Annotated in this window: 22 protein-coding genes; 14 read left to right on the top strand and 8 right to left on the bottom strand. The window is 65.5% G+C overall.

Features of this window, described 5'->3' with window-relative positions:
- Positions 1 to 14 precede the first annotated feature (14 nt).
- From HB677_RS04240 to HB677_RS04220, 5 genes are all read right to left on the bottom strand, one after another.
- Complete coding sequence (locus HB677_RS04240; protein WP_213814421.1) at positions 15 to 770, bottom strand: succinate dehydrogenase iron-sulfur subunit; 756 nt, start codon at positions 768 to 770, stop codon at positions 15 to 17.
- Positions 770 to 2,569 (bottom strand): succinate dehydrogenase flavoprotein subunit, encoded by a 1,800-nt coding sequence (gene sdhA / locus HB677_RS04235; protein WP_213814420.1) that lies wholly within the window; start codon positions 2,567 to 2,569, stop codon positions 770 to 772. Before sdhA ends, HB677_RS04240 begins: the two co-directional genes overlap by 1 nt.
- Before the next feature lie 3 nt (positions 2,570 to 2,572).
- A complete protein-coding gene (locus HB677_RS04230) occupies positions 2,573 to 3,022 on the bottom strand; it encodes a succinate dehydrogenase hydrophobic membrane anchor subunit (protein ID WP_213814419.1) in 450 nt (149 codons plus the stop codon).
- A 3-nt stretch (positions 3,023 to 3,025) separates the two neighbouring features.
- A complete protein-coding gene (gene sdhC, locus HB677_RS04225; RefSeq protein ID WP_255546212.1) occupies positions 3,026 to 3,439 on the bottom strand; it encodes a succinate dehydrogenase, cytochrome b556 subunit in 414 nt (137 codons plus the stop codon).
- Positions 3,440 to 3,591: 152 nt separating this feature from the next.
- Positions 3,592 to 4,890 carry a glycosyltransferase family 1 protein gene (locus HB677_RS04220; protein ID WP_213814418.1) on the bottom strand — a complete coding sequence of 433 codons (1,299 nt, stop codon included), beginning with the start codon at positions 4,888 to 4,890 and terminating at the stop codon, positions 3,592 to 3,594.
- A 96-nt stretch (positions 4,891 to 4,986) separates the two neighbouring features.
- Here HB677_RS04220 and HB677_RS04215 point away from each other — a divergent pair, with 96 nt between their 5' ends.
- The 11 genes from HB677_RS04215 (at position 4,987) to HB677_RS04165 (ending at position 16,986) form a co-directional block, all read left to right on the top strand.
- Complete coding sequence (locus HB677_RS04215; protein WP_213814417.1) at positions 4,987 to 6,108, top strand: mannose-1-phosphate guanylyltransferase; 1,122 nt, start codon at positions 4,987 to 4,989, stop codon at positions 6,106 to 6,108.
- Between the two features lie 234 nt (positions 6,109 to 6,342).
- Positions 6,343 to 7,314 carry a nucleoside hydrolase gene (locus HB677_RS04210; protein ID WP_213814416.1) on the top strand — a complete coding sequence of 324 codons (972 nt, stop codon included), beginning with the start codon at positions 6,343 to 6,345 and terminating at the stop codon, positions 7,312 to 7,314.
- 225 nt (positions 7,315 to 7,539) lie between these two features.
- Positions 7,540 to 8,616 carry a BMP family protein gene (locus tag HB677_RS04205; protein ID WP_213814415.1) on the top strand — a complete coding sequence of 359 codons (1,077 nt, stop codon included), beginning with the start codon at positions 7,540 to 7,542 and terminating at the stop codon, positions 8,614 to 8,616.
- 149 nt (positions 8,617 to 8,765) lie between these two features.
- Positions 8,766 to 10,265, top strand: a complete 1,500-nt coding sequence (locus tag HB677_RS04200) for an ABC transporter ATP-binding protein (protein WP_213814414.1) — start codon at positions 8,766 to 8,768, stop codon at positions 10,263 to 10,265.
- Positions 10,262 to 11,530 carry an ABC transporter permease gene (locus HB677_RS04195; protein ID WP_213814413.1) on the top strand — a complete coding sequence of 423 codons (1,269 nt, stop codon included), beginning with the start codon at positions 10,262 to 10,264 and terminating at the stop codon, positions 11,528 to 11,530. Before HB677_RS04200 ends, HB677_RS04195 begins: the two co-directional genes overlap by 4 nt.
- Positions 11,527 to 12,807: an ABC transporter permease gene (locus HB677_RS04190; RefSeq protein WP_307852471.1), complete on the top strand. Its 1,281-nt coding sequence runs from the start codon at positions 11,527 to 11,529 to the stop codon at positions 12,805 to 12,807. The genes HB677_RS04195 and HB677_RS04190 overlap by 4 nt, the downstream gene beginning before the upstream one ends.
- 11 nt (positions 12,808 to 12,818) lie before the next feature.
- Positions 12,819 to 13,220 (top strand): cytidine deaminase, encoded by a 402-nt coding sequence (locus tag HB677_RS04185; protein WP_213814411.1) that lies wholly within the window; start codon positions 12,819 to 12,821, stop codon positions 13,218 to 13,220.
- A gap of 278 nt (positions 13,221 to 13,498) precedes the next feature.
- Positions 13,499 to 14,794: a thymidine phosphorylase gene (locus HB677_RS04180; protein WP_213814410.1), complete on the top strand. Its 1,296-nt coding sequence runs from the start codon at positions 13,499 to 13,501 to the stop codon at positions 14,792 to 14,794.
- A 354-nt stretch (positions 14,795 to 15,148) separates the two neighbouring features.
- Positions 15,149 to 16,270, top strand: a complete 1,122-nt coding sequence (locus tag HB677_RS04175) for an adenosine deaminase (protein WP_213814409.1) — start codon at positions 15,149 to 15,151, stop codon at positions 16,268 to 16,270.
- Positions 16,271 to 16,717, top strand: a complete 447-nt coding sequence (locus HB677_RS04170) for a PTS sugar transporter subunit IIA (RefSeq protein ID WP_213814408.1) — start codon at positions 16,271 to 16,273, stop codon at positions 16,715 to 16,717.
- The gene (locus HB677_RS04165) at positions 16,714 to 16,986 is read left to right on the top strand and encodes a PTS sugar transporter subunit IIB (RefSeq protein WP_213814407.1); all 273 of its coding nucleotides are present in this window, start codon (positions 16,714 to 16,716) and stop codon (positions 16,984 to 16,986) included. Before HB677_RS04170 ends, HB677_RS04165 begins: the two co-directional genes overlap by 4 nt.
- Before the next feature lie 168 nt (positions 16,987 to 17,154).
- On the opposite strand, the gene HB677_RS04160 is transcribed toward HB677_RS04165, so the two are convergent.
- The 3 genes from HB677_RS04160 to HB677_RS04150 form a co-directional block, all read right to left on the bottom strand.
- The gene (locus HB677_RS04160) at positions 17,155 to 18,963 is read right to left on the bottom strand and encodes a phospho-sugar mutase (protein ID WP_213814567.1); all 1,809 of its coding nucleotides are present in this window, start codon (positions 18,961 to 18,963) and stop codon (positions 17,155 to 17,157) included.
- Between the two features lie 149 nt (positions 18,964 to 19,112).
- Complete coding sequence (locus HB677_RS04155) at positions 19,113 to 19,940, bottom strand: purine-nucleoside phosphorylase (RefSeq protein WP_213814566.1); 828 nt, start codon at positions 19,938 to 19,940, stop codon at positions 19,113 to 19,115.
- A gap of 305 nt (positions 19,941 to 20,245) precedes the next feature.
- Positions 20,246 to 20,680, bottom strand: a complete 435-nt coding sequence (locus HB677_RS04150; protein ID WP_213814406.1) for an SRPBCC domain-containing protein — start codon at positions 20,678 to 20,680, stop codon at positions 20,246 to 20,248.
- Positions 20,681 to 20,787: 107 nt separating this feature from the next.
- Between HB677_RS04150 and HB677_RS04145 the strand changes: the two genes are divergently transcribed.
- From HB677_RS04145 to HB677_RS04135, 3 genes are read left to right on the top strand one after another with little or no spacing between them, the layout of a single operon-like run.
- The gene (locus HB677_RS04145) at positions 20,788 to 22,224 is read left to right on the top strand and encodes an NAD(P)H-quinone dehydrogenase (protein WP_213814405.1); all 1,437 of its coding nucleotides are present in this window, start codon (positions 20,788 to 20,790) and stop codon (positions 22,222 to 22,224) included.
- Between the two features lie 39 nt (positions 22,225 to 22,263).
- A complete protein-coding gene (locus HB677_RS04140; RefSeq protein WP_213814404.1) occupies positions 22,264 to 23,355 on the top strand; it encodes a carboxypeptidase regulatory-like domain-containing protein in 1,092 nt (363 codons plus the stop codon).
- A gap of 40 nt (positions 23,356 to 23,395) precedes the next feature.
- Positions 23,396 to 24,178 carry a carboxypeptidase-like regulatory domain-containing protein gene (locus tag HB677_RS04135; protein ID WP_213814403.1) on the top strand — a complete coding sequence of 261 codons (783 nt, stop codon included), beginning with the start codon at positions 23,396 to 23,398 and terminating at the stop codon, positions 24,176 to 24,178.
- Positions 24,179 to 24,198 lie beyond the last annotated feature (20 nt).

The raw sequence follows: 24,198 nt of genomic DNA, 5'->3' as shown, positions 1-24,198 counted from the left end.
TGGTGAGGTGTGAACTAGACCTTGCCGCGGATGATGGCCTGCTTGACCTCGGCGATGGCCTTGGTCACCTCGATGCCACGGGGGCACGCGTCGGTGCAGTTGAAGGTGGTGCGGCAACGCCACACACCTTCCTTGTCGTTGAGGATGTCCAGTCGAACCTGAGCGCCCTCGTCACGTGAGTCGAAGATGAAGCGGTGTGCGTTGACGATGGCGGCGGGCCCGAAGTACTGGCCGTCGGTCCAGAAGACGGGACAGCTCGACGTGCACGCCGCGCAGAGGATGCACTTCGTGGTGTCGTCGAAGCGGGCGCGCTGCGTGACGGACTGCAGGCGTTCCTTGTCCGGCTTCGAGGAAGCGATGAGGAAGGGCTGCACTGCCTTGAAGGACTCGAAGAACGGGTCCATGTTGACGACGAGGTCCTTTTCCAGCGGAAGACCCTTGATGGCCTCCACGTAGATGGGCTTCGAGAGGTCGAGGTCCTTGATGAGGGTCTTGCAGGCGAGACGGTTGCGGCCGTTGATGCGCATCGCATCGGACCCGCAGACTCCGTGGGCGCAGCTGCGACGGAACGTCAGCGACCCATCCTGCTCCCACTTGATCTTGTGCAGCGCGTCGAGGATGCGGTCAGTGGGGTAGACCTCAACGTCGAAGTCCTGCCAGCGGGGTTCGTCGTCCACGTCCGGGTCGAAGCGGCGGATGATGAGCGTCGCGGTGAAGGTCGGGATGACCTCGGGAACGTTGGGCTTGTTGTCCAGAATTGCTGTACTCATCAGTACTTTCTTTCCATCGGCTGGTAACGCGTAATCACGACGGGTTTGGTGTCGAGCTTGATGTGATCCCCGGCGTCCGACGAGTGGGCGTCACCGGTGAGGTACGCCATCGTGTGAACGAGGTAGTTGGCGTCGTCGCGGAGGGGGAAGTCTTCCCGGAAATGACCGCCACGGCTCTCCTTGCGGGACATCGCTGAGTACACGACGACCTCAGCGAGATCGAGGAGGAACCCGAGTTCGATCGCCTCAAGCAAGTCGGTGTTGAACCGCTTGCCCTTGTCCTGGACGACGATGTTCTTGTAACGCTCGCGCAGTCCGGCGATGACCTTCGTGACCTCGACGAGCGTTTCCTCGGTACGGAATACCTGAGCGTTGCGGTCCATCGAATCCTGCAGCTCCTTGCGGATTGCAGCGATGCGCTCGGTTCCATTCGAGTTACGGGCCGAGTCGATGAGGCCGATCACGAAGCCGGCGGGGTTCTCCGGGAGCGGGACGAACTCCGCGGTCTTCACGTACTCCACGGCATTGTTGCCGGCCCGCTTGCCGAACACGTTGATGTCCAGGAGCGAGTTCGTGCCCAGGCGGTTGGACCCGTGGACCGACACACAAGCGCACTCGCCCGCGGCGTACAGGCCGGGAACCACCGTTGTGTTGTTGCTGAGAACTTCGGCGTTGACGTTGGTCGGGATGCCGCCCATCGCGTAGTGCGCGGTCGGAAGAACCGGCACCGGCTCCGTGTACGGTTCGACGCCGAGGTACGTGCGGGCGAACTCCGTGATGTCCGGCAGCTTCGCGTCGATGACCTCTTTGGAGAGGTGGGTGATGTCGAGGTAGACGTAATCCTTGTTCGGTCCGCCTCCGCGACCCTCACGAATCTCCGTCGCCATACAGCGGGCCACGATGTCGCGGGGCGCAAGGTCCTTAATCGTGGGGGCGTACCGTTCCATGAAGCGTTCGCCCTCGCTGTTGCGCAGAATTGCGCCCTCGCCGCGGGCCGCCTCCGACAGGAGGATGCCGAGTCCGGCCAGTCCGGTGGGGTGGAACTGGAAGAACTCCATGTCCTCCAGCGGCAGACCCTTGCGCCAGATGATGCCGACTCCGTCACCGGTGAGGGTGTGGGCGTTCGAGGTTGTCTTGTAGATCTTGCCGAATCCGCCGGTGGCGAAGATCACGGCCTTGCCCTGGAAGACGTGGATGACCCCCGTGGCAAGTTCATACGCGACGACGCCGCTTGGCTTCTTCTCGCCATCGACCTCGGACATGATCAGGTCGAGCACGTAGTACTCGTTGAAGAAGTTGATGCCGAGGCGCACGCAGTTCTGGAACAGCGTCTGCAAAATCATGTGGCCGGTGCGGTCGGCCGCGTAGCAAGCCCGGCGAACCGGGGTCTTGCCGTGATCGGCGGTGTGACCACCGAAACGACGCTGATCGATCTTGCCGTCTGGCGTGCGGTTGAACGGAAGGCCCATGTTCTCGAGGTCGATGACCGCCTCAATGGCTTCCTTCGCGAGGATTTCCGCGGCGTCCTGGTCGACGAGGTAGTCGCCTCCCTTGACGGTGTCGAAGGTGTGCCACTCCCAGTTGTCTTCCTCGACGTTTGCGAGCGCTGCGGCCATGCCGCCCTGGGCCGCGCCCGTGTGGGACCGGGTCGGATAGAGCTTCGAGATCACCGCGGTGCTGGCGTGGGGGCCCGCCTCGATGGCGGCACGCATGCCTGCGCCTCCGGCTCCAACGATGACGATGTCGTGCTGGTGGTAGTGAACGCCGTCAACGATGTCGCCGTCCTTGTAGTCCGTCACTAACTAGCCCGCCTTGCAGAAGTCGGGAAGCAGACTGGCGTCTCCGCCGGTCGGGCACGGGTCAAAGGTATAAATCACAAGGGTTCCCAGCACGATAAGAATGACGGTTGAAGCAAGAATCGCGATCAGCAGCACCTTGCGGAGCGTGCGGTTGTTCGCGTAGTCGTTGACGAGGGTCCGCATGCCGTTGCCGCCGTGAATCAGGGCGAGCCAGAGCAGCAAGGTGTCCCACACGACGAAGAACGGGTTGGCCCACTTGCCGGCCACGAACGCGAAGTCGATCGCCTTCACGCCCTCACCGGACACCAGGTTCACAAAGAGGTGGCCGAAGATCAGCACAACGAGGAAGACCCCGCTGACACGCATGTAGATCCAGCCCCACTTTTCCCAGTTGACGCGGCGCTTCTTTCGCGGCGCGGTGTCGCCGGAGCGGGGAACGGGAATCGCAGTCATCGTCTAACTCCCGAAAACGTGCATGAGCTGGCGCGGTGCGAACCCCGCGATGAGGATGACCCAGAGGATGAGCACGATGTACCACATCAGCTTCTGGTACCGGGTGCCCACGCTCCAGAAGTCGATCAGGATGATGCGCAGCCCGTTGAGCGCGTGGTACCCGATGGCGATCACGAGGGCGAGTTCACCGAGTCCCATGATCGGCGTCTTGTACGTGCCGATCACGGCGTTGTACGCCTCGGGACTCAGCCGAACGAGCGACGTGTCCAGGATGTGCACGAGGAGGAAGAAGTAGATGGCCACACCGGTAATCCGGTGAAGGACCCACGACCACATTCCTTCTCGACCGCGATACAGGGTTCCTGCCGGTCGGCGAGGAGCTTTGATTTTGGGAGTGGGGGCGCCAGGCGTCTCCAGGGTTCCCGCCGTCGTCTTTGGCACGAGCAACCCTCCTTGCGGATGATCGGGACCGCGTCACGGCGGCCGACTGAAGTTCTGTGATCGAACAGCTTCCAGTCTAAGCAGACGCTACGGCTATCGCTGCCAAGGGGACCCTAATTAGCTCGACTTCAAGACACTTCGAATTCGGTGACGGCGGGAGCGGGCAGATCGTTCAGCGGTGCGCCCGCAGTGGTGGACGTCACAGGGGCGACGTCGCCTGGCACGTCTGCGGTCGTCGCATTGGTGCGTGTGCCAGCGGAACGCGCACCGATCCCCACCGGGGACGGCACGGAAGCGGATGTCACGGTCGCACGCTTCCTCGACGCGATGGCGCTCTCGTAGTACGCCATGAGCTGATCGCACGTCGCGTCCCACGTCTTGCCGAGCACGGAACGGCGGCCGGCCTCACCCATGCGCAACCGAAGGGATGGATCGCGCACGAGGGACTTCACCTGCGCGCGCAGCTGCGCCGGGTCATCCACTTCATAGAGATATCCGTTGACGCCCACATCGACGAGGTCAATCGGGCCACCGGCGCGCGGCGCCACCACCGGCAGGCCGCTGGCGAAAGCCTCCTGCAGGGTCTGGCCGAAGGTCTCCTCGGCGCCCGTGTGGAGGAAGATGTCGAAGCTCGCATAAGCGGTGGCGAGTTCCTCGCCGCGCAGCGGGCCGAGGTAGGTGACCGGCATGCCCTTGAGCACGCGCTTGATGGACGGCATCGAGGGCCCGTCTCCCACGATCGCCAGGCGGAAACCGCTCAGCCCACTCAGCGCGGCCATGCGCTCGAGTTGCTTCTCGGGAGCGACGCGTCCCACGTAGCCGATGATGACCTCGCCGTTCGGCGCGAGGCGATCGCGGAGCGCTGCGGTGGCCTCCGACCGCCGGTTACGCGGGTGGTAGGTGTCGAGATCGACGCCGCGACCCCATCGTTCGAGGCGCTTGATGCCGGCGAGTTCCAGATCGGCGCGCGACGTCGAGGACGGCACGAGCGTGAGGTCGGCATCGCCATGGATCCAGCGGATGACCCGCCAGGCGAACTTTGTCGCGGCACCGAGGTGATTGCGCCGGGCGTATCCGGCCACATCGGTCTGAAAGATTGCGACAGAGGGGATCCCCAACCGGTTGCTCGCGGCAATCGCCTGGGCGCCGAGGAGGAAGGGAGATGCGGCGTGCACAACGTCGGGAGCAAAGTCCGCGATCAGCTTCTGCACCTGGGGGTTGGGAAGGCCGACCGGAAACTGGCGGTAGGCGATCGCGGGCAGCTCGACGACGGGGAAGCCGGCGTAGCTGGAGGGCGCCCCGGCGGCCGGAACTATGACGAGTGCGTCGTGTCCGTGGGCGCTCAGGTAATCGAGCACCTTACGGACACTCGTGGTGACTCCGTTGACGGTGGGGAGGAAACTTTCGCTGACTACTACGACTCGCATGGTTTCGATCCGCTCCCGTTCGTTAGCCGATGGTTCACACGCTATGCGGCCAGGGTTTCGGGGGGATGAATGGGAACTTAACCTATGGTTGGGGTCATGTCTGAACGCCAGAACTCCCTCAACCATTTCTACGCGGTGATTCCCGCGGGTGGAATTGGCTCCCGGCTGTGGCCGTTGTCCCGTGCTGACGCTCCCAAATTCCTGCACGACCTCACCGGTTCCGGTCAAACGCTGTTGCGCGACACCTGGGACCGTCTTGTTCCCATCGCCGGTGAACAGCGCATCATGGTCGTCACCGGTCGCGCCCACCGCGCCGCCGTCGAGTCGCAGATTCCGGAACTTGCCGACCTCAACGTCGTGCTCGAGAGCGAACCGCGCGACTCGTCCGCCGCCATCGGACTCGCGGCCGCGATCCTCGAGCTGCGCGAGCCCGGCGTGATCATCGGTTCCTTCGCGGCCGACCACGTGATCGGCAACCGCCCCCGCTTCAAGCGCGCGGTCATCGAGGCCGTTGCCGCCGCGGACGCCGGATACATCGCCACGATCGGCATCACCCCGACCGAGGCCGCCGTCGGCTTCGGGTACATCCGCTGCGCAGCCGCTCTCGACATCAAGCACGCACCGAGCGCGCTCGCCGTGGACAGCTTCGTCGAGAAGCCCGACCTGGAGACCGCGGAGAAGTACGTCTCGGACGGCAACTACCTCTGGAACGGCGGCATGTTCATCGCGCGCGCCGACCGCCTGCTCGAGCAGATCGGTGAGTCCGACCCCGCACTGCTCGCGGGCATCCTCGAGCTCGCCGCCGCGTGGGACACCCCCGAGCGTGGTGCTGTTGTCGACCGCATCTGGCCGGGCCTCACCAAGATCGCCATCGACTACACGGTCGCGGAGCCTGCGGCCGCCGCCGGTCGTCTCGCCGTGATCCCCGGCGACTTCGACTGGGATGACGTGGGCGACTTCGCCTCCATCGCCAAGCTGCACGCGTCGGGCCGCAAGTCCGATCTCGCCATCCTCGGAGAGAACGCCCGTGTGCTCGCCGATTCGTCGAGCGGCGTCGTCGTTACGCAGACCAAGCGTCTGATCACGCTGATCGGCGTGAGCGACATCATCGTTGTGGACACCGACGACGCCCTGCTTGTCACCACGACTGCCCACGCCCAGCGCGTGAAGTCGGTCGTCGATGCGCTGAAGCTCAGCGGAAGCACCGACGTCCTCTAAATAGCGGATGCCCCGCCGGCCCGACACCTCGGACGGCGGGGCACCTCACCGCCCACCAGTCCAGTGCACTGGGGCGCATCCTTCGAGTCCCACCCGTCCGACGTGACCCACCCGTCCGACGTGACCCACCCGTCCGACGCGTCCGACGCGTCCCACGCGACCCACGCGTCCCACGCGGCGCTCGCTACCTGCGCCGTGCCGGACGCATCATGCAACGGCCCTACGCTGGTCTGCATGACTTCCGGCAGCATCCCGCTCATCATTGACACCGACACCGCCCAGGACGACTGCGTCGCCCTCTTGATCGGGCTCCTCGATCCGGTCGCCGACCTGCGCGCGATCACGATGGTCGCGGGAAACGTCGGGTTCGAACGCCAGGTGCTCAACGCCTACCTCACGCTGAATGTGGCAGGTCGCCTCGGCGAGGTTCCGCTGCACCTCGGATGCCGCCGCCCGATGACCCGCGAATGGGTATCGGCAGAGAACGTGCACGGCGACGGTGCCGGCGGACTCAGCATGAACGTGGAGGGGCTCGAACCGAGCGAGCAGCACGGCGTCGACGCTCTCATCGAGCTCACCGCGGCGAACCCCGGCGAGATCACCATCGTCTGCATCGGACCGCTCACCAACATCGCGATGGCGGCGGTCAAGGACCCCCGTTTTGTGACCAACGTCAAGCAGCTCTTCATCATGGGCGGGTCCAACAACGCCCGGGGCAACATCACGGCGGCCGCCGAGTACAACTTCTACGTCGACCCCGAGGCGGCCAAGACCGTCTTCGAGGCCGGATTCGACATCACCGTCATCCCGTGGGCACCGTTGACGTTGCGCGACGCGGTCTTCTCCCGCGAGCGCCTGGCGGAGATCGCCGCCATCGACACCCCGCTGGCCGCCTTCTTCAGCCGCGTCGTCGGAACCACCGTCGAGTTCGACGAGAGCGTCGGAATCCCCGGATCGACCCACCCCGATTCCCTCACCGCCGCGGTCCTCCTGCACCCGGAACTCGTGACCGCGAGTGCGCGCTACGCCGTCGACATCGAGACGTCATCCGACCTGACCCGGGGCTACGCCGCGATGTCCTGGGGCGTCCACGGCCTCGAGGCCAACGCGACCGTGATCGATGCCATCGATGCGCCCGGTTTCTCCTCGTACCTGGAAGAGCTGGTGTCGAAGGTCTCGGTGCCGAACAGGCCGTTCGACGCGTAACGGATGACCCGGGGCTTCGCCCGTCCGTTGCATCGCACCACCGATTCGAGGGGCACCAGCCGACCGCCATTGGTCCTGACATTTCGGAAACGTTAAATCCGTGTCCCAGCTTCATAACGTCTCCGTTGCATAGACCGGATTTGCGCGCAAGCGGTTCGTAGCACTGGGTAACGTGTCCGGTAGCCGCCCCGGTATGGCCGGGGCTTGTATCAGGAGGACTTACTAGTGAACGTAATCACGCGCAAGCGCGGTCTCGCCGGATTGGCGCTTCTCGGCGCCGCCGGTCTTTTGCTCGCCGGATGTTCGGCAGCACCCACCGCTTCGTCGACCGCCAAGAGCGTCGACTTCAAGGGCTGCGCAGTTTCCGATGAGGGCAGCTGGCAGGACAAGTCCTTCAACGAGGCAGCGTACGAAGGCCTCATGAAGGCAAAGACCGACCTCGGCATCACCACCGCCGACGCTGAGTCCAACAGCACCGAAGACTTCGACCCGAACCTGGCGCAGATGGTTTCCGCCAAGTGCGACCTGACCTTCGCCGTCGGCTTCAACCTCATTGACCCGGTGAACGCTGCAGCTGCCGCGAACCCCGACTTCAACTTCGTCACCATTGACGGCTCGGTCACCGACGCCGCCAAGACGCCGAACCTCAAGGCGATCAACTACTCGATGGCGCAGTCCAGCTACCTCGCTGGCTACCTCGCCGCCGCGTACAGCACCTCGAAGGTCATCGGAACCTACGGTGGACTCGACATCCCCGCCGTCACCGAGTTCATGGAGGGCTTCTACTACGGAGCCAAGGCGTACGAGAAGGAGACCGGAACCGCGGTCAAGGTTCTCGGCGCTCCCGTTGGTGGCGGTGGAACCTTCACCGACCCCGGCAAGAGCTTCGGCGACACCGAGGGTGCCAAGACCATCAGCGCCGGCCAGATCGCTGACGGCGCCGACGTCATCTTCCCCGTCGCCGGTGGCCTCTTCAGCGCAACCGCTGAAGCCATCAAGGAGTCGGGCAAGCCCGTCGTCTTCATCGGTGTTGACAAGAACATCGCCGTCACCTCGCCCGAATACAAGGACCTCGTTCTTACCTCGGTTGAGAAGCGCATGACGCAGGCCGTCTACGACGTTATCGACGACACCATCAAGAACGGCTTCTCAAGCAAGGCGTACCTCGGAACCCTCGAGAACGACGGCACTGACCTCTCTGACTTCGGTGCGTTCGACAGCAAGGTCTCGGACGAGATCAAGGACAAGCTGAAGACGCTCAAGGCCGGGATCATCGACGGAAGCATCGACCCGCTCAAGTAACTCTCCAGTAACACTCAGAACGTCGGGGCAGCGCATGCTGCCCCGACGTTTTGCATCTGCCCACGCAAATTGCTGGCAGAATCGACTCCGGGCGATCGCCCATGAGACGACCAATCCAGACACCAGTTGGACGGGAGGCCCAGGGGCACATGAAGCTTGAGCTGCGCGGCATCACCAAGAGGTTCGGAGCCCTTGTGGCAAACGACCACATCAGCCTGACCATCGAACCGGGTGAGATCCACTGCCTGCTCGGCGAAAACGGGGCGGGAAAGTCCACCCTCATGAACGTGCTCTACGGCCTCTACAACGCCGACGAGGGCCAGATCCTGCTGGATGACACCGCCGTCACCTTCAGCGGACCCGGCGACGCGATGGCCGCCGGAATCGGCATGGTGCACCAGCACTTCATGCTGATCCCCGTCTTCACCGTCGCCGAAAACGTGATGCTCGGCCACGAACCGACCAGGGCCGGCACCCTTCTCGACCTCCCAGCGGCCCGCGCCCTCGTGCGCGAGATCTCCCAGCGTTTCGGATTCGAAGTCGATCCCGATGCGCTTGTCGAAGACCTTCCCGTGGGCGTCCAGCAGCGGGTCGAGATCATCAAGGCCCTCGCTCGCGATGCTCGCGTTCTTGTTCTGGATGAACCGACCGCCGTGTTGACTCCGCAGGAGACCGACGAGCTGATGGTCATCATGCGCGGGCTCGCCGCGTCCGGGACATCCATTGTTTTCATTACTCACAAGCTGCGCGAAGTACGCGAGGTTGCCGATCGGATCACCGTGATGCGGCTCGGCAAGATCGTCGGAACCGCCAGCCCCACCTCGTCCACGAGCGAGCTGGCCGAGCTGATGGTCGGTCGCGCTGTCGACCTGACCGTCAAGAAGGACGAGCCGCAGTTCACGGCGAAGGAATTCGACGTCGCGCACCTCACCGCACTCGACGCGCTCGGCAACCACCTTCTCGACGACGTGTCCTTCACCATCCGCGGGGGCGAAGTGCTCGCCATCGCCGGCGTGCAGGGCAACGGACAGACCGAGCTCACCGAAGCGATTCTCGGATTGCGCTCGCACGTCAGCGGATCGATCCGGCTGAACGGTACCGAGCTCGTTGGTTCCAGCGTGCGCAAGGTGCTCGACGCCGGTGTGGGTTTCGTGCCGGAAGACCGCCAGAAGGACGGCATCATCGGCGAGTTCACGGTCGCCGAGAACCTGATGCTCGACCGGAGCACGGGTAACCCCTTCGCCTCGGGCCTGAACATCAAGTTCGGCTACCTCGAAGACTTCGCCTCCTCGGCGATCACCGAGTTCGACATCCGCACCCAGGGAACCGACACCCTTGCCGGCCGATTGAGTGGTGGAAACCAGCAGAAGGTCGTGTTGGCTCGCGAGCTCTCGCGTGACCTGCAGCTGTTCATTGCATCGCAGCCCACTCGCGGTCTCGACGTCGGCTCGATCGAGTTCGTGCACGACCGCATCATCGCGACGCGTGATGCAGGCATCCCGGTTCTGATCGTCTCCACCGAACTCGACGAGGTCGTCAGTCTCGCGGACCGTATCGCCGTGATGTATCGCGGAAAAATTGTCGGAATCGTCGACGCCACAACGTCACGAACCACCCTCGGAGAAATGATGGCGGGTATCGCAGCATGAGCAACCCCGAAAACACCGGGCTCCTTGTCCCGCTTGACGAGGAGATCCCGGCTCCGTCGCGTTCCAACGAACTCATGCGAGAGATCCTGGGCGGCGGCGTTGTTCGCACCCTCCTCGCTCTGGTCGTCGGATTCGTCGTCGGCGCGATCCTGATCATCGCTACCAACGAAGACGTACTCGCCAGCGCGGGCTACTTCTTCTCGCGCCCGAGCGACCTGCTGACCGCCGCGTGGAACGCCGTGTCCACCGGCTACGGCGCACTCTTCCGCGGCTCGATCTACGACACCACCGCGACGACCTTCGCCGAGGGAATCCGTCCGTTGACGGAGACGCTGCGACTCGCGTCCCCGCTGATCGCTGCCGGTCTGGGTATCGCTCTCAGCTTCCGCGTCGGACTGTTCAACATCGGTGGTGGCGGACAGCTTCTCGTCGGTGCGGCCTTTGCGGGATTCGTGAGCTTCCAGTGGCACCTGCCATGGGGCATCCACCTCATCGTTGCCATCATCTTCGGCATCCTTGGTGCCGCACTGTGGGGCGCAATCGTCGGATTCCTCAAGGCACGCACCGGTGCGAACGAGGTGATCGTGACGATCATGCTCAACTACATCGCGGTTTCGCTCGTGAGCTTCCTCATGCGCACGCCGATTCTGCAGGCGCCGGATGCCTCGGGAAACCCGAAGACACCGGCACCGGATGCCACCGCACAGCTCCCGCTGCTGTTGGGTGACGGGTTCGCGCTGCACCTTGGCTTCGTTCTCGTGGTCGCCGCGACGGTTCTGTACTGGTGGCTCATGGAGCGCTCGACCATCGGGTACCGCTTCCGCGCGGTCGGCCTCAATGCCAACGCGGCGAAGACCGCGGGCATCAACGTTGGTCGCATCTACATCCTGGCGATGGCTGCCTCCGCCGCCTTCGTCGGTCTCGCCGGCGTGAACCAGGCTCTGGGCCGCAACACGGGCTTCACGCCCACCATCGACTCCGGCATCGGCTTCGATGCGATCACGGTCGCGCTGCTCGGTGGGTCAACCGCCGGGGGAGTCTTCCTCGCCGGTCTGCTGTTCGGCGCCATGAAGGCCGGGTCTCCTGCCATGCAGGTCGAGAGCATCTCGCCCGAGGTGCTCGGCGTCGTTCAGGGCGTCATCGTGCTGTTCATTGCGGCTCCGCCGCTCATCCGCGCGATATTCCGTCTGCCGAAACCGGCGACCAACTCGTTGATCAAGCAATGGTGGAGAGCACGCTTCACGAGAGGACAGGTGAAGAAGTGACCACGGTCAACGCCACCCAGGGTCTGGCAGCACCCGTCGCAATCGACGTTCCCCGCAGCTGGAAGACGCCCATCGTCCTCGGAGTGCTCGCGCTCATCTGGCTGATCTGCTTCGGCATCTTCGGCGACGCCCGCACCGTCGCGTTCGGCTGGTCGGACACGAGCGACGCGATTGTTCTGCCGGACTTTGTCGTCAACTCGAAGACGTTCTGTCTCACCATCGGAATTCTGATGCTCGCCATCGCGGTCGTCGCGACGTGGCTTGCGAGCCAGCGCCGCAAGGTGCCGATGTGGCTGATCATTCCGTTCGGCGTGCTCCTGGTCTGGTCCCTCGTCGGCTGGGTCGGTGCTGGCGGACGCGTTCCCGTCGAGTTCCTCCTCACCGGAGCTCTCGCCCTGTCGACTCCCGTCGTCTTCGGAGCACTCTCCGGCGTCATCGGTGAGCGCGTCGGTGTCGTGAACATCGCTATCGAGGGCCAGCTGCTCATCGGAGCCTTCGCGGCTGCGGTCACCGGCAGCATCACCGGTAGCCTGACGCTCGGCATCATCGCGGCAATGATCGGTGGAGCGCTCGTCTCCCTCGTGCTCGCCGCGTTCTCCATCGTCTACCTCGTCGACCAGGTCATCGTCGGTGTTGTGCTCAACGCGCTCGCCATCGGCATCACCAACTTCCTGTACGCGTCGGTGCTGAACGACAACTCGGCCGAGTACAACTTCCCCGGAACGCTTCCGTTCCTGCCGATTCCGTTCCTCTCCGACATCCCCGTTATCGGTGGCGTGCTGTTCAACCAGCGCATCACGACCTACGCGATGTTCGTGCTCGTTCCCCTGGTTTACGTCGTGCTGTTCAAGACCAAGTGGGGCCTGCGCATCCGAGCCGTCGGTGAGCACCCGCTCGCCGCCGACACCGTCGGTATCAACGTCAAGCGCACCCGCTTCTGGACGGTCACCGTCGCCGGAATGATTGCCGGCCTCGGCGGCGGCGCGCTCACGATCGGTTCGGTCGGGGCGTTCGTACGCGAGATGTCTGCCGGCCAGGGATATATCGCCCTCGCCGCTGTCATCCTCGGTCGCTGGAACCCGTGGCTGGCTGCCTGCGCGGCACTGCTGTTCGGCTTCTCGCGCAACTTCCGCATCTGGGCCGGCCAGGCCGGATCGACCATCCCGTCGGACCTCATCGCCATGACGCCGTACCTCGTCACGCTCATCGCGGTCGCCGGTCTCGTTGGTCACGCCCGCGGCCCCGCTGCTGCGGGTCGTCCGTACATCAAGCAGTAGGAAACACGAACATGACCGACATCGACTGGGATCTCCTCAAGTCACGCGCCACTGAAGCCATGGGCAAGGCGTACGCGCCCTACTCGAACTTCCCGGTGGGAGCCGCCGCACTGGTGGACGACGGACGAATTATTGTGGGATGCAACGTGGAGAACGCTTCCTACGGCATCGGTCTCTGCGCCGAGTGCGCATTGGTTTCCACGCTGTACCTGACCGGCGGAGGAAAGCTAGTCGCATTCAGTTGCGTGGACGGTCACGGCAACGCCCTCATGCCCTGTGGACGCTGCCGCCAGCTGCTCTACGAACACTCTGCCGATGGCATGCTGCTCGCGACGGTCTCCGGTGTGAAGACCATCGACGAGGTGCTCCCCGACGCGTTCGGGCCCCGGCAGCTCATCGACTACGCGGGTTAGTCCCTCTCGTGGCCGGACCGCCGTCCGCCACAATCAAGCGGAGTACCGACTCCCTCCGCTATCGAGCGGAGTACCGAACCGCCGTCCTCGACAGTGGAGCGGCCTGGCAAAGCCAGCCCGCGTCGCCTGATTGTCGATGGAGATGGTCACCGCATCCCGGGGTCACGAGTCTGCGATCGCGGAGGCGATAGTCGACTGCGCACGATAGCCACATAGCCCCGCGGATGACGGCTCCGCGGGGATGGGTGATCCCCAACCGGCACCGGCATACTGGTGCCATGGCCATCGAACCCTTTGACGTCGTCGATCTGATCCGTATCAAGCGCGATCGGGGGGTCCTGAACACCGCCCAGATCCGCTGGATGATTGACGCCTACACGCGTGGGTATATCGCCGACGAGCAGATGTCCGCGATGACCATGGCGATCTTCCTCAACGGAATGGAACGCACCGAGATTCGCGATCTCACCCTCGCCATGATCGACAGCGGCGAGCGACTCAAGTTCGACGGCCTGTCCAAGCGCACGACGGACAAGCACTCGACGGGCGGCGTCGGTGACAAGATCACCCTCCCGCTGGCGCCCCTGGTTGCATCGTTCGGAGTTGCCGTGCCGCAGCTGTCCGGGCGGGGGCTCGGCCACACCGGTGGGACGCTCGACAAGCTCGAGAGCATCCCCGGCTGGCGCGCGTCCCTCACCAACGAGGACTTCTACAGTCAGCTCGAGGACGTCGGTGCCGTCGTCTGCGCGGCCGGATCGGGGCTCGCCCCCGCGGACGGCAAGCTGTACTCCCTGCGGGACATCACCGGAACCGTCGAATCGATCCCGCTGATTGCATCGTCGATCATGAGTAAGAAGATCGCGGAGGGCACCGCGGCCCTGGTGCTCGACGTGAAGTTCGGTTCCGGCGCCTTCCTCCAGGATCCGGCCCGCGGTCTCGAGCTGGCCGAAACCATGGTGCAGCTCGGCACGGATGCAGGCGTCGCCACGACAGCCCTCCTCACCAACATGAACGTGCCGCTCGGATATGCCATCGGTAACGCCAACGAGGTGCGCGAGTCTCTCGAGGTTCTCGCTGGTGGTGGCCCCTCCGACATCGTCGAGCTCACGCTCGCCCTCGCCCGCGAAATGCTCGCCCTCGCCGGGCAGCCCGATGCTGATGTTGAGTCAGCGTTGCAGGATGGCCGCGCCATGGACACCTGGCGTCGCATGATCAGCGCGCAGGGTGGGGATCCGGATGCCACGCTGCCCGTAGCCCGTGAGACGCTCGTTGTCCGGGCCACCCACAGCGGCGTCCTCGTGGAGCAGCAGGCTCTTCCGTTCGGGGTCGCCGCGTGGCGCCTCGGCGCGGGCCGTGCTCGCAAGCAGGATCCGGTGCACCACGCGGCAGGCATCGACCTGCACGCGAAGCCGGGAGATGCGGTCACCGCGGGTCAGCCGCTCTTCACGATGAGCACCGACGAGCCGGAGCGGTTCGAACGTGCGCTGCAGGCCGTCGTCGGCGCGTACCGCATCGGGAACGTCGGTGACGAGGTTCTCACCGGCGGTCCCCTCATCGCCGGTCGCATCGGCTAGCTAGGTGCCGGCCCGCAGGCGGGTAAAGGAACCGCCGGGCTACCAAACTGCCGGCCTGCAGGCGGGTGCTGGGCCCGCCGGGCTGCCGAGCTGCCTGCCCGCAGGCGGGTTAAGGAACCGCCGGCCTGCCGAGCTGCCGGCCAGCAGGCGGGTGCTGGAACCGCGGGGCTACCTGGGCGCGGCTAGCAGGCGGGTGCCGGACCTGCCGGGCCACGCGCGCGCCGGCCTCAGGCGGGATGCCGGAACCGCCCGGGGTGCTCAGCTTCGAGGCATCCCGTGCACGATCGTGCAGAGTGCTACCCGCTCAGGGCAGAACGCCGCGGCCGAAGTTCTACGGCTAGTAGAATTTCGAGCATGAACACCGTTCCTGAGGACTACCTGCTGTCGGGCGGTGGCGCTGACGTTCGCGCTCTTCCCAAGATCTCCCTGCACGACCACCTCGACGGTGGACTACGCCCGCAGACGATCATCGAACTCGCTGACGAGATCGGTTTCGAACTTCCGACGACGGATGCCACGGAGCTGGGCACCTGGTTCGAGCAGCAGAGCAACTCGGGCTCGCTCGTTGAGTACCTCAAGACTTTCGACATCACAACGGCCGTGATGCAGACCCGCGAAGCGCTCATCCGTGTCGCCCGCGATTTCGTCGAGGACCTGGGCGCCGACGGCGTCATCTACGGCGAGATCCGCTGGGCTCCCGAACAGCATCTCGCACGCGGCCTCACCCTCGATGAGGTCGTCGAAGCGGTGCAGGAGGGCCTCGACGCCGGTGTCGACAGCGTCCGGTCCACCGGCGCAGACATTCGCGTCGGCCAGCTGGTCAGCGCCATGCGTCACGCCAACCGCGGTCTGGAGATCGCCGAGCTGGCAGTTCGCCACCGCGGCAACGGCGTCGTGGGCTTCGACATCGCCGGCGCCGAAGACGGATTCCCCGCGGGCAACCTGCGCGACGCGTTCGACTACCTCGCCAAGAACTACATGCCCACCACCGTTCACGCGGGCGAGGCTGCCGGTATCGAGAGCATCAAGGGCGCCCTGTTCGACGGACGCGCCCTCCGCCTCGGCCACGGCGTCCGTATCGCCGAGGACATCGCGAGCGAGCGTGAGGACGACGAGAACACCTACGTCACCCTCGGCCCGGTCGCCCAGTGGGTCAAGGACCGCCAGATCGCTCTGGAACTGAGCCCCTCAAGCAACGTCCAGACGGCCGCGTTCGCCCAGTGGGGTGACGAGCTGGTGGATCATCCGTTCGACCTGCTCTACCAGCTCGGATTCCGGGTAACGGTGAACACCGACAACCGCCTGATGAGCGGTACCTCGCTCAGTCGCGAGCTCGTGCTGCTGAGTGATGCCTTCGGGTATGACCTCAGCGACTTCGAGGTCTTCCAACTGAACGCCGCTGCGGCCGCCTTCTTGCCGATCGAGGACCGCGAGGACCTCGCCGACCAGATCTCGGCCGGGTTCGGGCGGGTCTAAATGCCGCTGCCGTCTCTTCCCGCAGAAGCGATCATCCTCGGCGCCACGGCCGAAGACTGGCGCGGCGCCGTGCGACTTGCCGGCGACGCGCTTGTGCGGTCGGGCGCGACGCTGCCGTCCTACGCGGACGAGATGGTGCGCATGATCGAGCAGTACGGCCCCTACGTGGTCATCGCGCCGGGCCTGGCCCTCGCTCACGCCCGGCCGGGTCCCGAGGTTCTCGCCGACGGACTTGCCATCGTCACTCTCGCCACCCCCGTTAACTTTGGGCATCCCCACAACGATCCGGTGAGCGTGATTCTCGGGCTTGCGGTCGTGTCGGCGGAAACACACCTCGCGTCCGTGGCCGATCTCGCTAATGTGTTCAACGACGCCAGTGCGATTCCCGCACTCGCAGCCGCGACGACGGTGGCAGAAGTGCAACGCATCATGGGGGTGCAGGCATGAAGATCGTAGCTATTTGCGGAGCGGGCATCGGCTCGAGCGGAATCCTCAAGGTCAACGCCGAGCGCGTGCTCGCCAGGCTCGGTATTGAAGCGGATGTCACGGCCGCCGACATCGCGTCGATCCAGACGGCCGCGTCCGACGCACAGGTCATACTCACCAGCGCAGAATTCGTCGACGCCATCGGCAAGACGTGGGCGGACGTGATCGTCATCAACAACTACTTCGACGCCGCCGAACTCACCGCGAAGCTGCAGGAGAGCCTGGGCTAGCTGCCGGTAGCCGGCAGCTTGACTCCCGGCGGCGCCAACACCCGGCGGCGCCTACGTCTGGCGGCGCCCACCCCGCGGTGCCAACTCCCGGCGGCGCCTGCATACACCGACGCCGAGCCCCAGCCGCGCATACGCCGCCGGCGCTGCCGCGCCCAACGCCGCCGCGCACTAGGCGATGAGGGCGCGCATCCCGGCGTCGAGTTCGGCGACGGACTTCTCGGCGGCTGCCCGCCGCTCCGCGGCCGTGCCCGTGGTGCTCGACGCGTCGATGTACACCTTCAGCTTCGGCTCGGTGCCGCTGGGACGCACGATGACGCGAGCTCCGTCATCCATCCAGATTCGCAGAATATCGCTGGGACCAAAGCTGCCGAACCCGTCCGCGAAGTCATCGATCGAGGCGACGCGTGCGGCTCCGATGGTGCTCGGGGGAGTGCGGCGCAGCTCCGCCATGATGCGGGGGATGTCCGCGAGGTCGGCGACCCGCAGCGAGATCTGTGACGAGGCGAAGGCGCCGAACTTGTCCGCGAAGTCGCTCAGGTGGTCGTCCACTGTCTTGCCGGCGGCCTTGAGTTCGGACACGAGGGACAGGAAGTCCACCGCGGCGGAGATACCGTCCTTGTCGCGGACCTTCTTCGGATCGACGAGGTAGCCGAGGGCTTCCTCATAGCCGAAGGCGAGGCCGCCAACGCGCGAGATCCACTTGAAGCCGGTGAGAGTGTCGGCGTAGTCAAGCCGGTACTCGGTGGCAACGGCCTTCAGCGCGGGGGAGCTGACGATGGACGCCGCGAGCGTCCCGTCGCTGTCGCTGGCGTAGAGGCGTTCGGCAGCGCGCCAGCCGAGGAGGGCGCCCACCTCGTTGCCGCTCAGTCGCCGCCAGGTCGCGGCGGCTGGGGACTCGGTCGTGGAGGCGGCCGCGGAACTGCCTGCCGTGGCGGGCACCTCTGCTTCGCCTGGCGCGGCGGGGGTCGATTCGACGCCACCGGGACCGATTGCTGCGCGGGCGGTTCCGACCGGGATCGCGATGGCCAGACGGTCAGCGTCCGGGTCGTTGGCGATGATCAGTTCGGCGTCCAACTCGATGCCCCGCGCGATGGCGAGGTCGAGGGCACCGGGCTCCTCCGGGTTGGGGAACACGACCGTCGGAAACGCGGCGTCTGGCGTGATCTGCTCGGTGACTACGGCCGGTTCGCCGAAGCCGGCATCGACGAAGACACGGCGGGCAGTTTCCCACCCGACGCCGTGCATCGGTGTGTAAACGACGGACACGGGTGCCTGCGGGGACGCAGCGAACTCGGCGGTGAGTCGGACGTACTCGTCGAGTACCTCCTCACCCGCGATCTCGTAGTCGGTCGACCGCGGCAGATCGCGCGTCGAGCCCTCCGCAACCCGCTCGATGTGTGCGGCGATGGCGCCATCGACCGGCGGGACGATCTGGGAGCCCGCGTCCAGCCCTCCGAGGTAGACCTTGTAGCCGTTGTCCGCCGCCGGGTTGTGGCTGGCGGTCACCATGACCCCCGCGCTCACGTCGAGGTGGCGCACGGCGAAGGCGAGCACCGGCGTCGGCAGAAGCCGCGGAAGCAGAATTGCCCGCACCCCGGCACCGGCCATGATTTCGGCGGTGTCGATGGCGAAGACGCGCGAGTTTGTGCGTCCGTCGTAACCAATGACAATGCTGGGACGAGCGGATGACTCGGCCGCCGCCGCACCACCCGTTCCCTGGGCGAGAAGGTACGCCGCAAGGCCGGCGGCGGCTTGAGTGACCAGGACGCGATTCATCCGCGTCGGACCGGCACCGAGCTCGCCGCGCAGACCGGCGGTGCCGAACTGCAGGCGGGTGGCGAAGCGGGCGGTGAGATCGGCGATGGCGGTGTGGTCGCCGCCCGAGGCATCCGCTATCAAGGCGTCGAGATCCGCGCGGGTCAGCTCGTCCGGGTCATCGTCGCGCCAGGCACGGGCGACCGCGATGAGGTGGCGCAGGCTGTCGTCGTGGGCGCCGGAGGATGTGGCGGTGTCGTCCGTGCCGGGCGTAGCGGGGGATGTGGCGGCGGTGCCGGGCGTCGCGGTGGTGGCGGGGGATGTTGCTGTGGTGTCGGCCGCGCCGGGCGCGTGCGCGTTCTGGTCGGCGGTCACAGCTCGACGACGATCCGCGCCAGCAGCGCTCCGATGGTGGCTTCGGCGTTGCGGCCGGCCTCGATGACTTCCTCGTGGCTGAGAGGCGTCTTCTGGATGCCCGCCGCGAGGTTGGTGATGAGCGACATCCCGAGGATCTCCATCCCGGCCTGGCGCGCGGCGATGGCCTCGAGCGCCGTGGACATGCCGACGATGTGGCCGCCGATGGCCTTGGCCATCTGCACTTCGGCCGGCGTCTCGTAGTGAGGTCCGCGGAACTGGCAGTACACGCCCTCGTCGAGGGACGCGTCGATCGTGCGGGCGACGTCGCGCAGACGGGCCGAGTACAGATCGGTGAGGTCGACGAACGTTGCCCCCTCGAGAGGGGAGTCCGCGGTCAGGTTGATGTGGTCGCTGATGAGCACGGGGGTTCCGGGCGTCCACGTCTCCTTGATGCCCCCGGCACCGTTGGTGAGGATCATGATCTTCGCACCGGTCGCGGCGGCGGTGCGCACGCTGTGAACAACGCGACGCACTCCGTGGTTCTCGTAGTAGTGGGTGCGTGCGCCGATGACGAGAGCGCGCTTCCCGTTCGGCAACAGCACCGAGCGGAGCGTTCCCACGTGTCCGACGACGGCAGGCGAGCTGAACCCGATGACCTCGTCCGCGGGAATGGTCGCGGTCGTCTCACCGATGAGATCGGCTGCCTTGGACCATCCGCTTCCCAACGTCAGCGCGATGTCGTGTTGCGCGACACCGGTCAGCTCGGCAATTTGCTGCGCGGCCTGGGCTGCGATGGCGAAGGGGTCCGCGGCGGGGTCGTCCAACGGGTGGGCATAAGGCATCGTCGACATGCAACCACTCTATTGGCGGATGCCTCGACCGCTCGTTCTCCCGCGACGGGGGTTGCCGGGACTGCTCGTTGCCGACGAGGGGTGTGACCCTGCTGGCGGCGGGGGATGCCAGGACCGGTCGTCGCCGGCGAGGGGCGCGATCCTGCTGGCGGCAGGGGCTGCCAGCACCGCTCGTGCCGAGGAGGAGTGTGACCCCGCCGCGCTTCGGGTCGCCGTGGTTCGGGGTGCGCTATGGGTCGCCGTGGTTCGGGTGCGCTTCGCGTGCGCTGCGGCGTCGCCGGGCGGCCGGCGCGCGGCTACGTTTCTTCGACGACGCTCTTCAGTCCCGCCAATGCCATCTCCCAGTTGGCCTGCGAGTGTTCGGCCGCCTCCGGAGTGTCGTTGTTGTCCTGCGTGAGGGTCACGAGAGTGCCGCCGGGGGCAAGTTCCTCCAGCCTGTACGTGACGGTGTGATAGTTCTCGGGGATGTCCTCGGCTCCGGTGAGCGGACTGAAATGGCTGGTCTCCAGCAGCTCGTTCGGACGGAATTCGAGGACGATCCCCTTGTCCTCGTAGGGCTTCCCCTCCCATTCGCCGCGGTAGACGACGGGGCTGCCCACCTCCCAGTCCGTGGTGAGCTCCGTGCCGAACATGTAGCGGGCGACCAGTTCCGGGTCGGTGAGGGCACGCCATACCTCGGCGGGTGACGCGTCGATGGTGATGGTCGCCGTGGCGACGAGCTTGCGTGGCATCGCAGGTGTCCTTTCCCGTACGGGTGTGTGAATTCCAGCTTCCCCCCTCTGCGCGGGCAGCGCACCGGGTTTGGCCGGGGCAGCCGCGGCAGGGGAGAATTGGCGCCATGGCCTATGAATTCGAGCGAAAACAGCGCGTTGTCATCGTGGGCGGGGGACCCGGTGGATACGAAGCCGCCCTCACCGGAGCTCAGCTCGGCGCGGAAGTCACCCTCATTGAGCGCCAGGGCGTCGGTGGCTCGGCAGTGCTGACCGACGTTGTTCCTTCCAAGACACTCATTGCCACCGCCGAAGCTGCCAGTGCCCTCGGCGAGGCTGCCGACCTCGGCGTCCAGTTCTTCGCCCGCACCGACACCGGCCGCCCCGTGCGTCCCGAAGTCACCGTCAACTTTTCCGCCGTCAACGCCCGCCTGCTCCGTCTCGCCCGCCAGCAGTCCGAAGACATGAAGGCGCAACTGACGAAGGCCGGAGTTCAGATCGTTCAGGGCGAAGGTCGTCTGGACGGGCCATCCCGTGTCATCGTGTCGACGGGCACCGGAAAAAAGGCCACCGACTTCGACGAACTCGAAGCCGACACGATCGTCATCTCGGTCGGTGCGCGACCCCGCCTGCTCGAGTCGGCGATGCCCGATGGCGAGCGAATCCTGAGCTGGACGCAGCTGTACACCTTGCAGGAAGCACCCGAGCACCTCATCGTTGTCGGTTCCGGAGTGACGGGCGCCGAGTTCGCGTCCGCCTACACGGCCCTTGGTTCGAAGGTGACGCTGATCTCCAGCCGCGACCAGGTGCTGCCCGGGTCCGACGAGGATGCCGCCCGCGTGATCGAGGACGTCTTCCTGCGCAACGGCATGACCGTGCTGTCGAAAAGCCGGGCCGATTCCGTCGTTCGCACCGAGAACGGTGTTATCGCGACGCTGTCCGACGGACGCACGGTCGAGGGCAGCCACTGCCTGATGGCCGTCGGCGCCATCCCGAACACCACCGGGATCGGTCTCGAAGCCGCAGGTGTGCAGCTGACCGACGGCGGGCACATCCGGGTCAACCGAGTCGCGCGTACCTCGGTGCCCTCGATTTACGCCGCGGGTGACTGCAGCGACTTCCTCCCACTGGCCTCCGTCGCATCGATGCAGGGCCGCACCGCGATCCTGCACGCCATGGGCGACGCGGTGAATCCGACCGAGCTTCGCAACGTGACATCCAACATTTTCACCAATCCGGAGATCGCGACTGTCGGCTGGACGCAGAAGCAGATCGAAGATGGGATTGCGCAGGGAGAAATCTACAAAATCCCTCTGGCGTCCAACCCGCGTGCGAAGATGATGGGGTTGAAGGATGGCTTTGTGAAGCTGTTCGCACGAACCGGCTCCGGCACCGTCATCGGCGGTGTGATCGTTGCACCCCGTGCGTCCGAACTGATTCTTCCCATCGCGCTTGCGGTGGAGCACCGCCTCACGGTGGACCAGTTGGCACGCGCCTTCTCGGTATACCCGTCGCTGAGCGGAAGCATTACGGATGCCGCGCGCGCGATGCACATCGTGAATTAACGCCTGCACCGCCGAATTACACGCTTACCGGGGGAAACCGTGAAGAATCTGCTGCGCCTTGCCACGGGTGCCCTTGTTGCGCTCGCCCTCGTCGGGGCTCCGTCCCTGGCCGCCACTGCGGGTGCCGCCACCGCTGCCGCGCAGGGTCACGTTGCAGGGACGGCCGCGGCTAACGCCCAGGTGGAGGTTGCCGCGGCTGCCGCGACGCCCACCGGCAAGCTCACCGTCCAGGTCACCAACGCCAAGGGCGGGGTCTGGAAGATCGCGGGGGTCGTGGTGTCCCTTCGCTCCTCGGTTGCACCGTTCTACTCCACCGCGGTGACCAACAAGCTCGGACTGGCGTCGTTCCCGAAGGCTCCCGCCGGGGTCAAGATCTCCGTGCAGGCGGAGACGTGGCGCAATCTCACGACCTACACGCGACCGACCAAATCGAACATCGTGGTGCCCGTGGGCAAGCTTGTCGCTGTTGCGCTTCCCGTTGTGCTGGGCGGGACCGTGTCCGGCAAAGTGTCCACTCCCGATGGGGCGTTCCGCTACGGACAGGTCGTTGCGGTTGACCCGGCCGGCGCGACCTACTCCGCCACGACGGATGGCAAGGGTAACTACACGATCCGAGGCATCCCGACCGGCACGTACGTGGTGCAGTTCAACAACCACAACTGGGCTGACTCCCATGTGAGCAACAGCCTCAGCTATGCCTGGAGCTACTTCGGACCGGCGCACGCGACGTTCCAGACCGCGAAGCGCATCGTCGTGCACATGGCAGGTGCGACGACGAAGCAGTCGACGGTGACCAAGATCAACGGTGTGGTCGCCCGCGGCGCGCTGGTCACCTTCGCGCTCGCGACACCCGCGCGGGGCGGACAGCTCAACATCGAGAAGATCGTGTCGGGTGCCGCACTACCCGCGGAGACGATCTACTCGCCGATGTACCCGGCAGGAACAAGCAACCCGGTGCGGCTCACCGGCGGCACCTACCGCCTCGCGGTGCAGTACCGCGACAGCAGCGGAGCGACCGCGCAGTACTTCTACACCGGCTCCGGAAAACCGCTGACGACCGATCGGACGAAGGCCGTGCTGGTATCCGTCGGAGGGTCCAATGCGACGGTAAAGGTTGGCGTGCGTCCCTAAGCGGATTACCGTGGAATCTTCACAACGAAGTGAGGAAGTAATGAAAAATCGCGTTATTGCCATTGTCATCGCCTCCGTCGTGGCTTTGGGACTCGGAGTAGCTCCCGCCGCGGCATCCACGTCAAAGTCCAGCACTGCCACCGGAACCGTGGTGGTCCAGCTTCTGACGCCGGCAGGAAACAAGTTCCTGCCCACCGACGACACTCAGATCTCGCTCTGGAAAAAGCAGGGCGGTGGTTACGGTGCGTTCGCATTCGCCTCGGCCGAGAAGCATTCCAAGGCCGACAGCACGACCGCGGGTGGCGGGCACAGGGTGGTGTCCATCGTCAACGGTCGGGCGGTGTTCAAAGTCCCGGCGGGACTTGCCTTCTACCCGAAGGCGTGGTCGTCGGAGCTGTACCTGCACGCCAACGCCTTCACGAAGCGCACGGTCGCGGCGGGGAAGACGCTCACGATCAACATCGTCATCCCCCGGGGTGGCTCCATCTCGGGCAAGCTCATGAACACGAGCGGGCGCGCGTTGGCTGGCGTGAAGGTTGTCGCCTACGACAGCAAGGGCCGCGTGCAGGACACCACCAAGACGGACGGCGCCGGGCACTACCTGCTCGCGGCGCTGCCGACTGACAACAAGTACCGGGTGCAGTTCAACCCGCGGGTCGTGGCGCATTCGCCGAAGTTCAACAGCGGGTACGTGACCGGCTTCTACAAGAACGCCCCGTACTGGGCGAAGGCGAAGGTCATCGCGGTGCACCAGCAGAGTGCGAAGCGCTCGGCATCCGTCATTCAGGGAGCTAATTCGATGCTGGCGGCGCGGCCCAAGTAGGGAGTTGCGCCGTCCCCCGG

The organism is Glaciihabitans sp. dw_435, assembly GCF_018449675.1.
GTDB lineage: Bacteria > Actinomycetota > Actinomycetes > Actinomycetales > Microbacteriaceae > Glaciihabitans.
This window is presented reverse-complemented; position numbering and strand designations above follow the sequence as displayed.

Bases quoted from the DNA above. Each gene is read 5' to 3' on its own strand.
- HB677_RS04240 (WP_213814421.1), bottom strand. From the start codon at position 770: ATGAGTACAGCAATTCTGGACAACAAGCCCAACGTTCCCGAGGTCATC.
- HB677_RS04230 (WP_213814419.1), bottom strand. From the start codon at position 3,022: ATGACTGCGATTCCCGTTCCCCGCTCCGGCGACACCGCGCCGCGAAAG.
- HB677_RS04220 (WP_213814418.1), bottom strand. From the start codon at position 4,890: ATGCGAGTCGTAGTAGTCAGCGAAAGTTTCCTCCCCACCGTCAACGGA.
- HB677_RS04215 (WP_213814417.1), top strand. From the start codon at position 4,987: ATGTCTGAACGCCAGAACTCCCTCAACCATTTCTACGCGGTGATTCCC.
- HB677_RS04210 (WP_213814416.1), top strand. From the start codon at position 6,343: ATGACTTCCGGCAGCATCCCGCTCATCATTGACACCGACACCGCCCAG.
- HB677_RS04200 (WP_213814414.1), top strand. From the start codon at position 8,766: ATGAAGCTTGAGCTGCGCGGCATCACCAAGAGGTTCGGAGCCCTTGTG.
- HB677_RS04195 (WP_213814413.1), top strand. From the start codon at position 10,262: ATGAGCAACCCCGAAAACACCGGGCTCCTTGTCCCGCTTGACGAGGAG.
- HB677_RS04185 (WP_213814411.1), top strand. From the start codon at position 12,819: ATGACCGACATCGACTGGGATCTCCTCAAGTCACGCGCCACTGAAGCC.
- HB677_RS04180 (WP_213814410.1), top strand. From the start codon at position 13,499: ATGGCCATCGAACCCTTTGACGTCGTCGATCTGATCCGTATCAAGCGC.
- HB677_RS04175 (WP_213814409.1), top strand. From the start codon at position 15,149: ATGAACACCGTTCCTGAGGACTACCTGCTGTCGGGCGGTGGCGCTGAC.
- HB677_RS04170 (WP_213814408.1), top strand. From the start codon at position 16,271: ATGCCGCTGCCGTCTCTTCCCGCAGAAGCGATCATCCTCGGCGCCACG.
- HB677_RS04165 (WP_213814407.1), top strand. From the start codon at position 16,714: ATGAAGATCGTAGCTATTTGCGGAGCGGGCATCGGCTCGAGCGGAATC.
- HB677_RS04155 (WP_213814566.1), bottom strand. From the start codon at position 19,940: ATGCCTTATGCCCACCCGTTGGACGACCCCGCCGCGGACCCCTTCGCC.
- HB677_RS04150 (WP_213814406.1), bottom strand. From the start codon at position 20,680: ATGCCACGCAAGCTCGTCGCCACGGCGACCATCACCATCGACGCGTCA.
- HB677_RS04145 (WP_213814405.1), top strand. From the start codon at position 20,788: ATGGCCTATGAATTCGAGCGAAAACAGCGCGTTGTCATCGTGGGCGGG.
- HB677_RS04135 (WP_213814403.1), top strand. From the start codon at position 23,396: ATGAAAAATCGCGTTATTGCCATTGTCATCGCCTCCGTCGTGGCTTTG.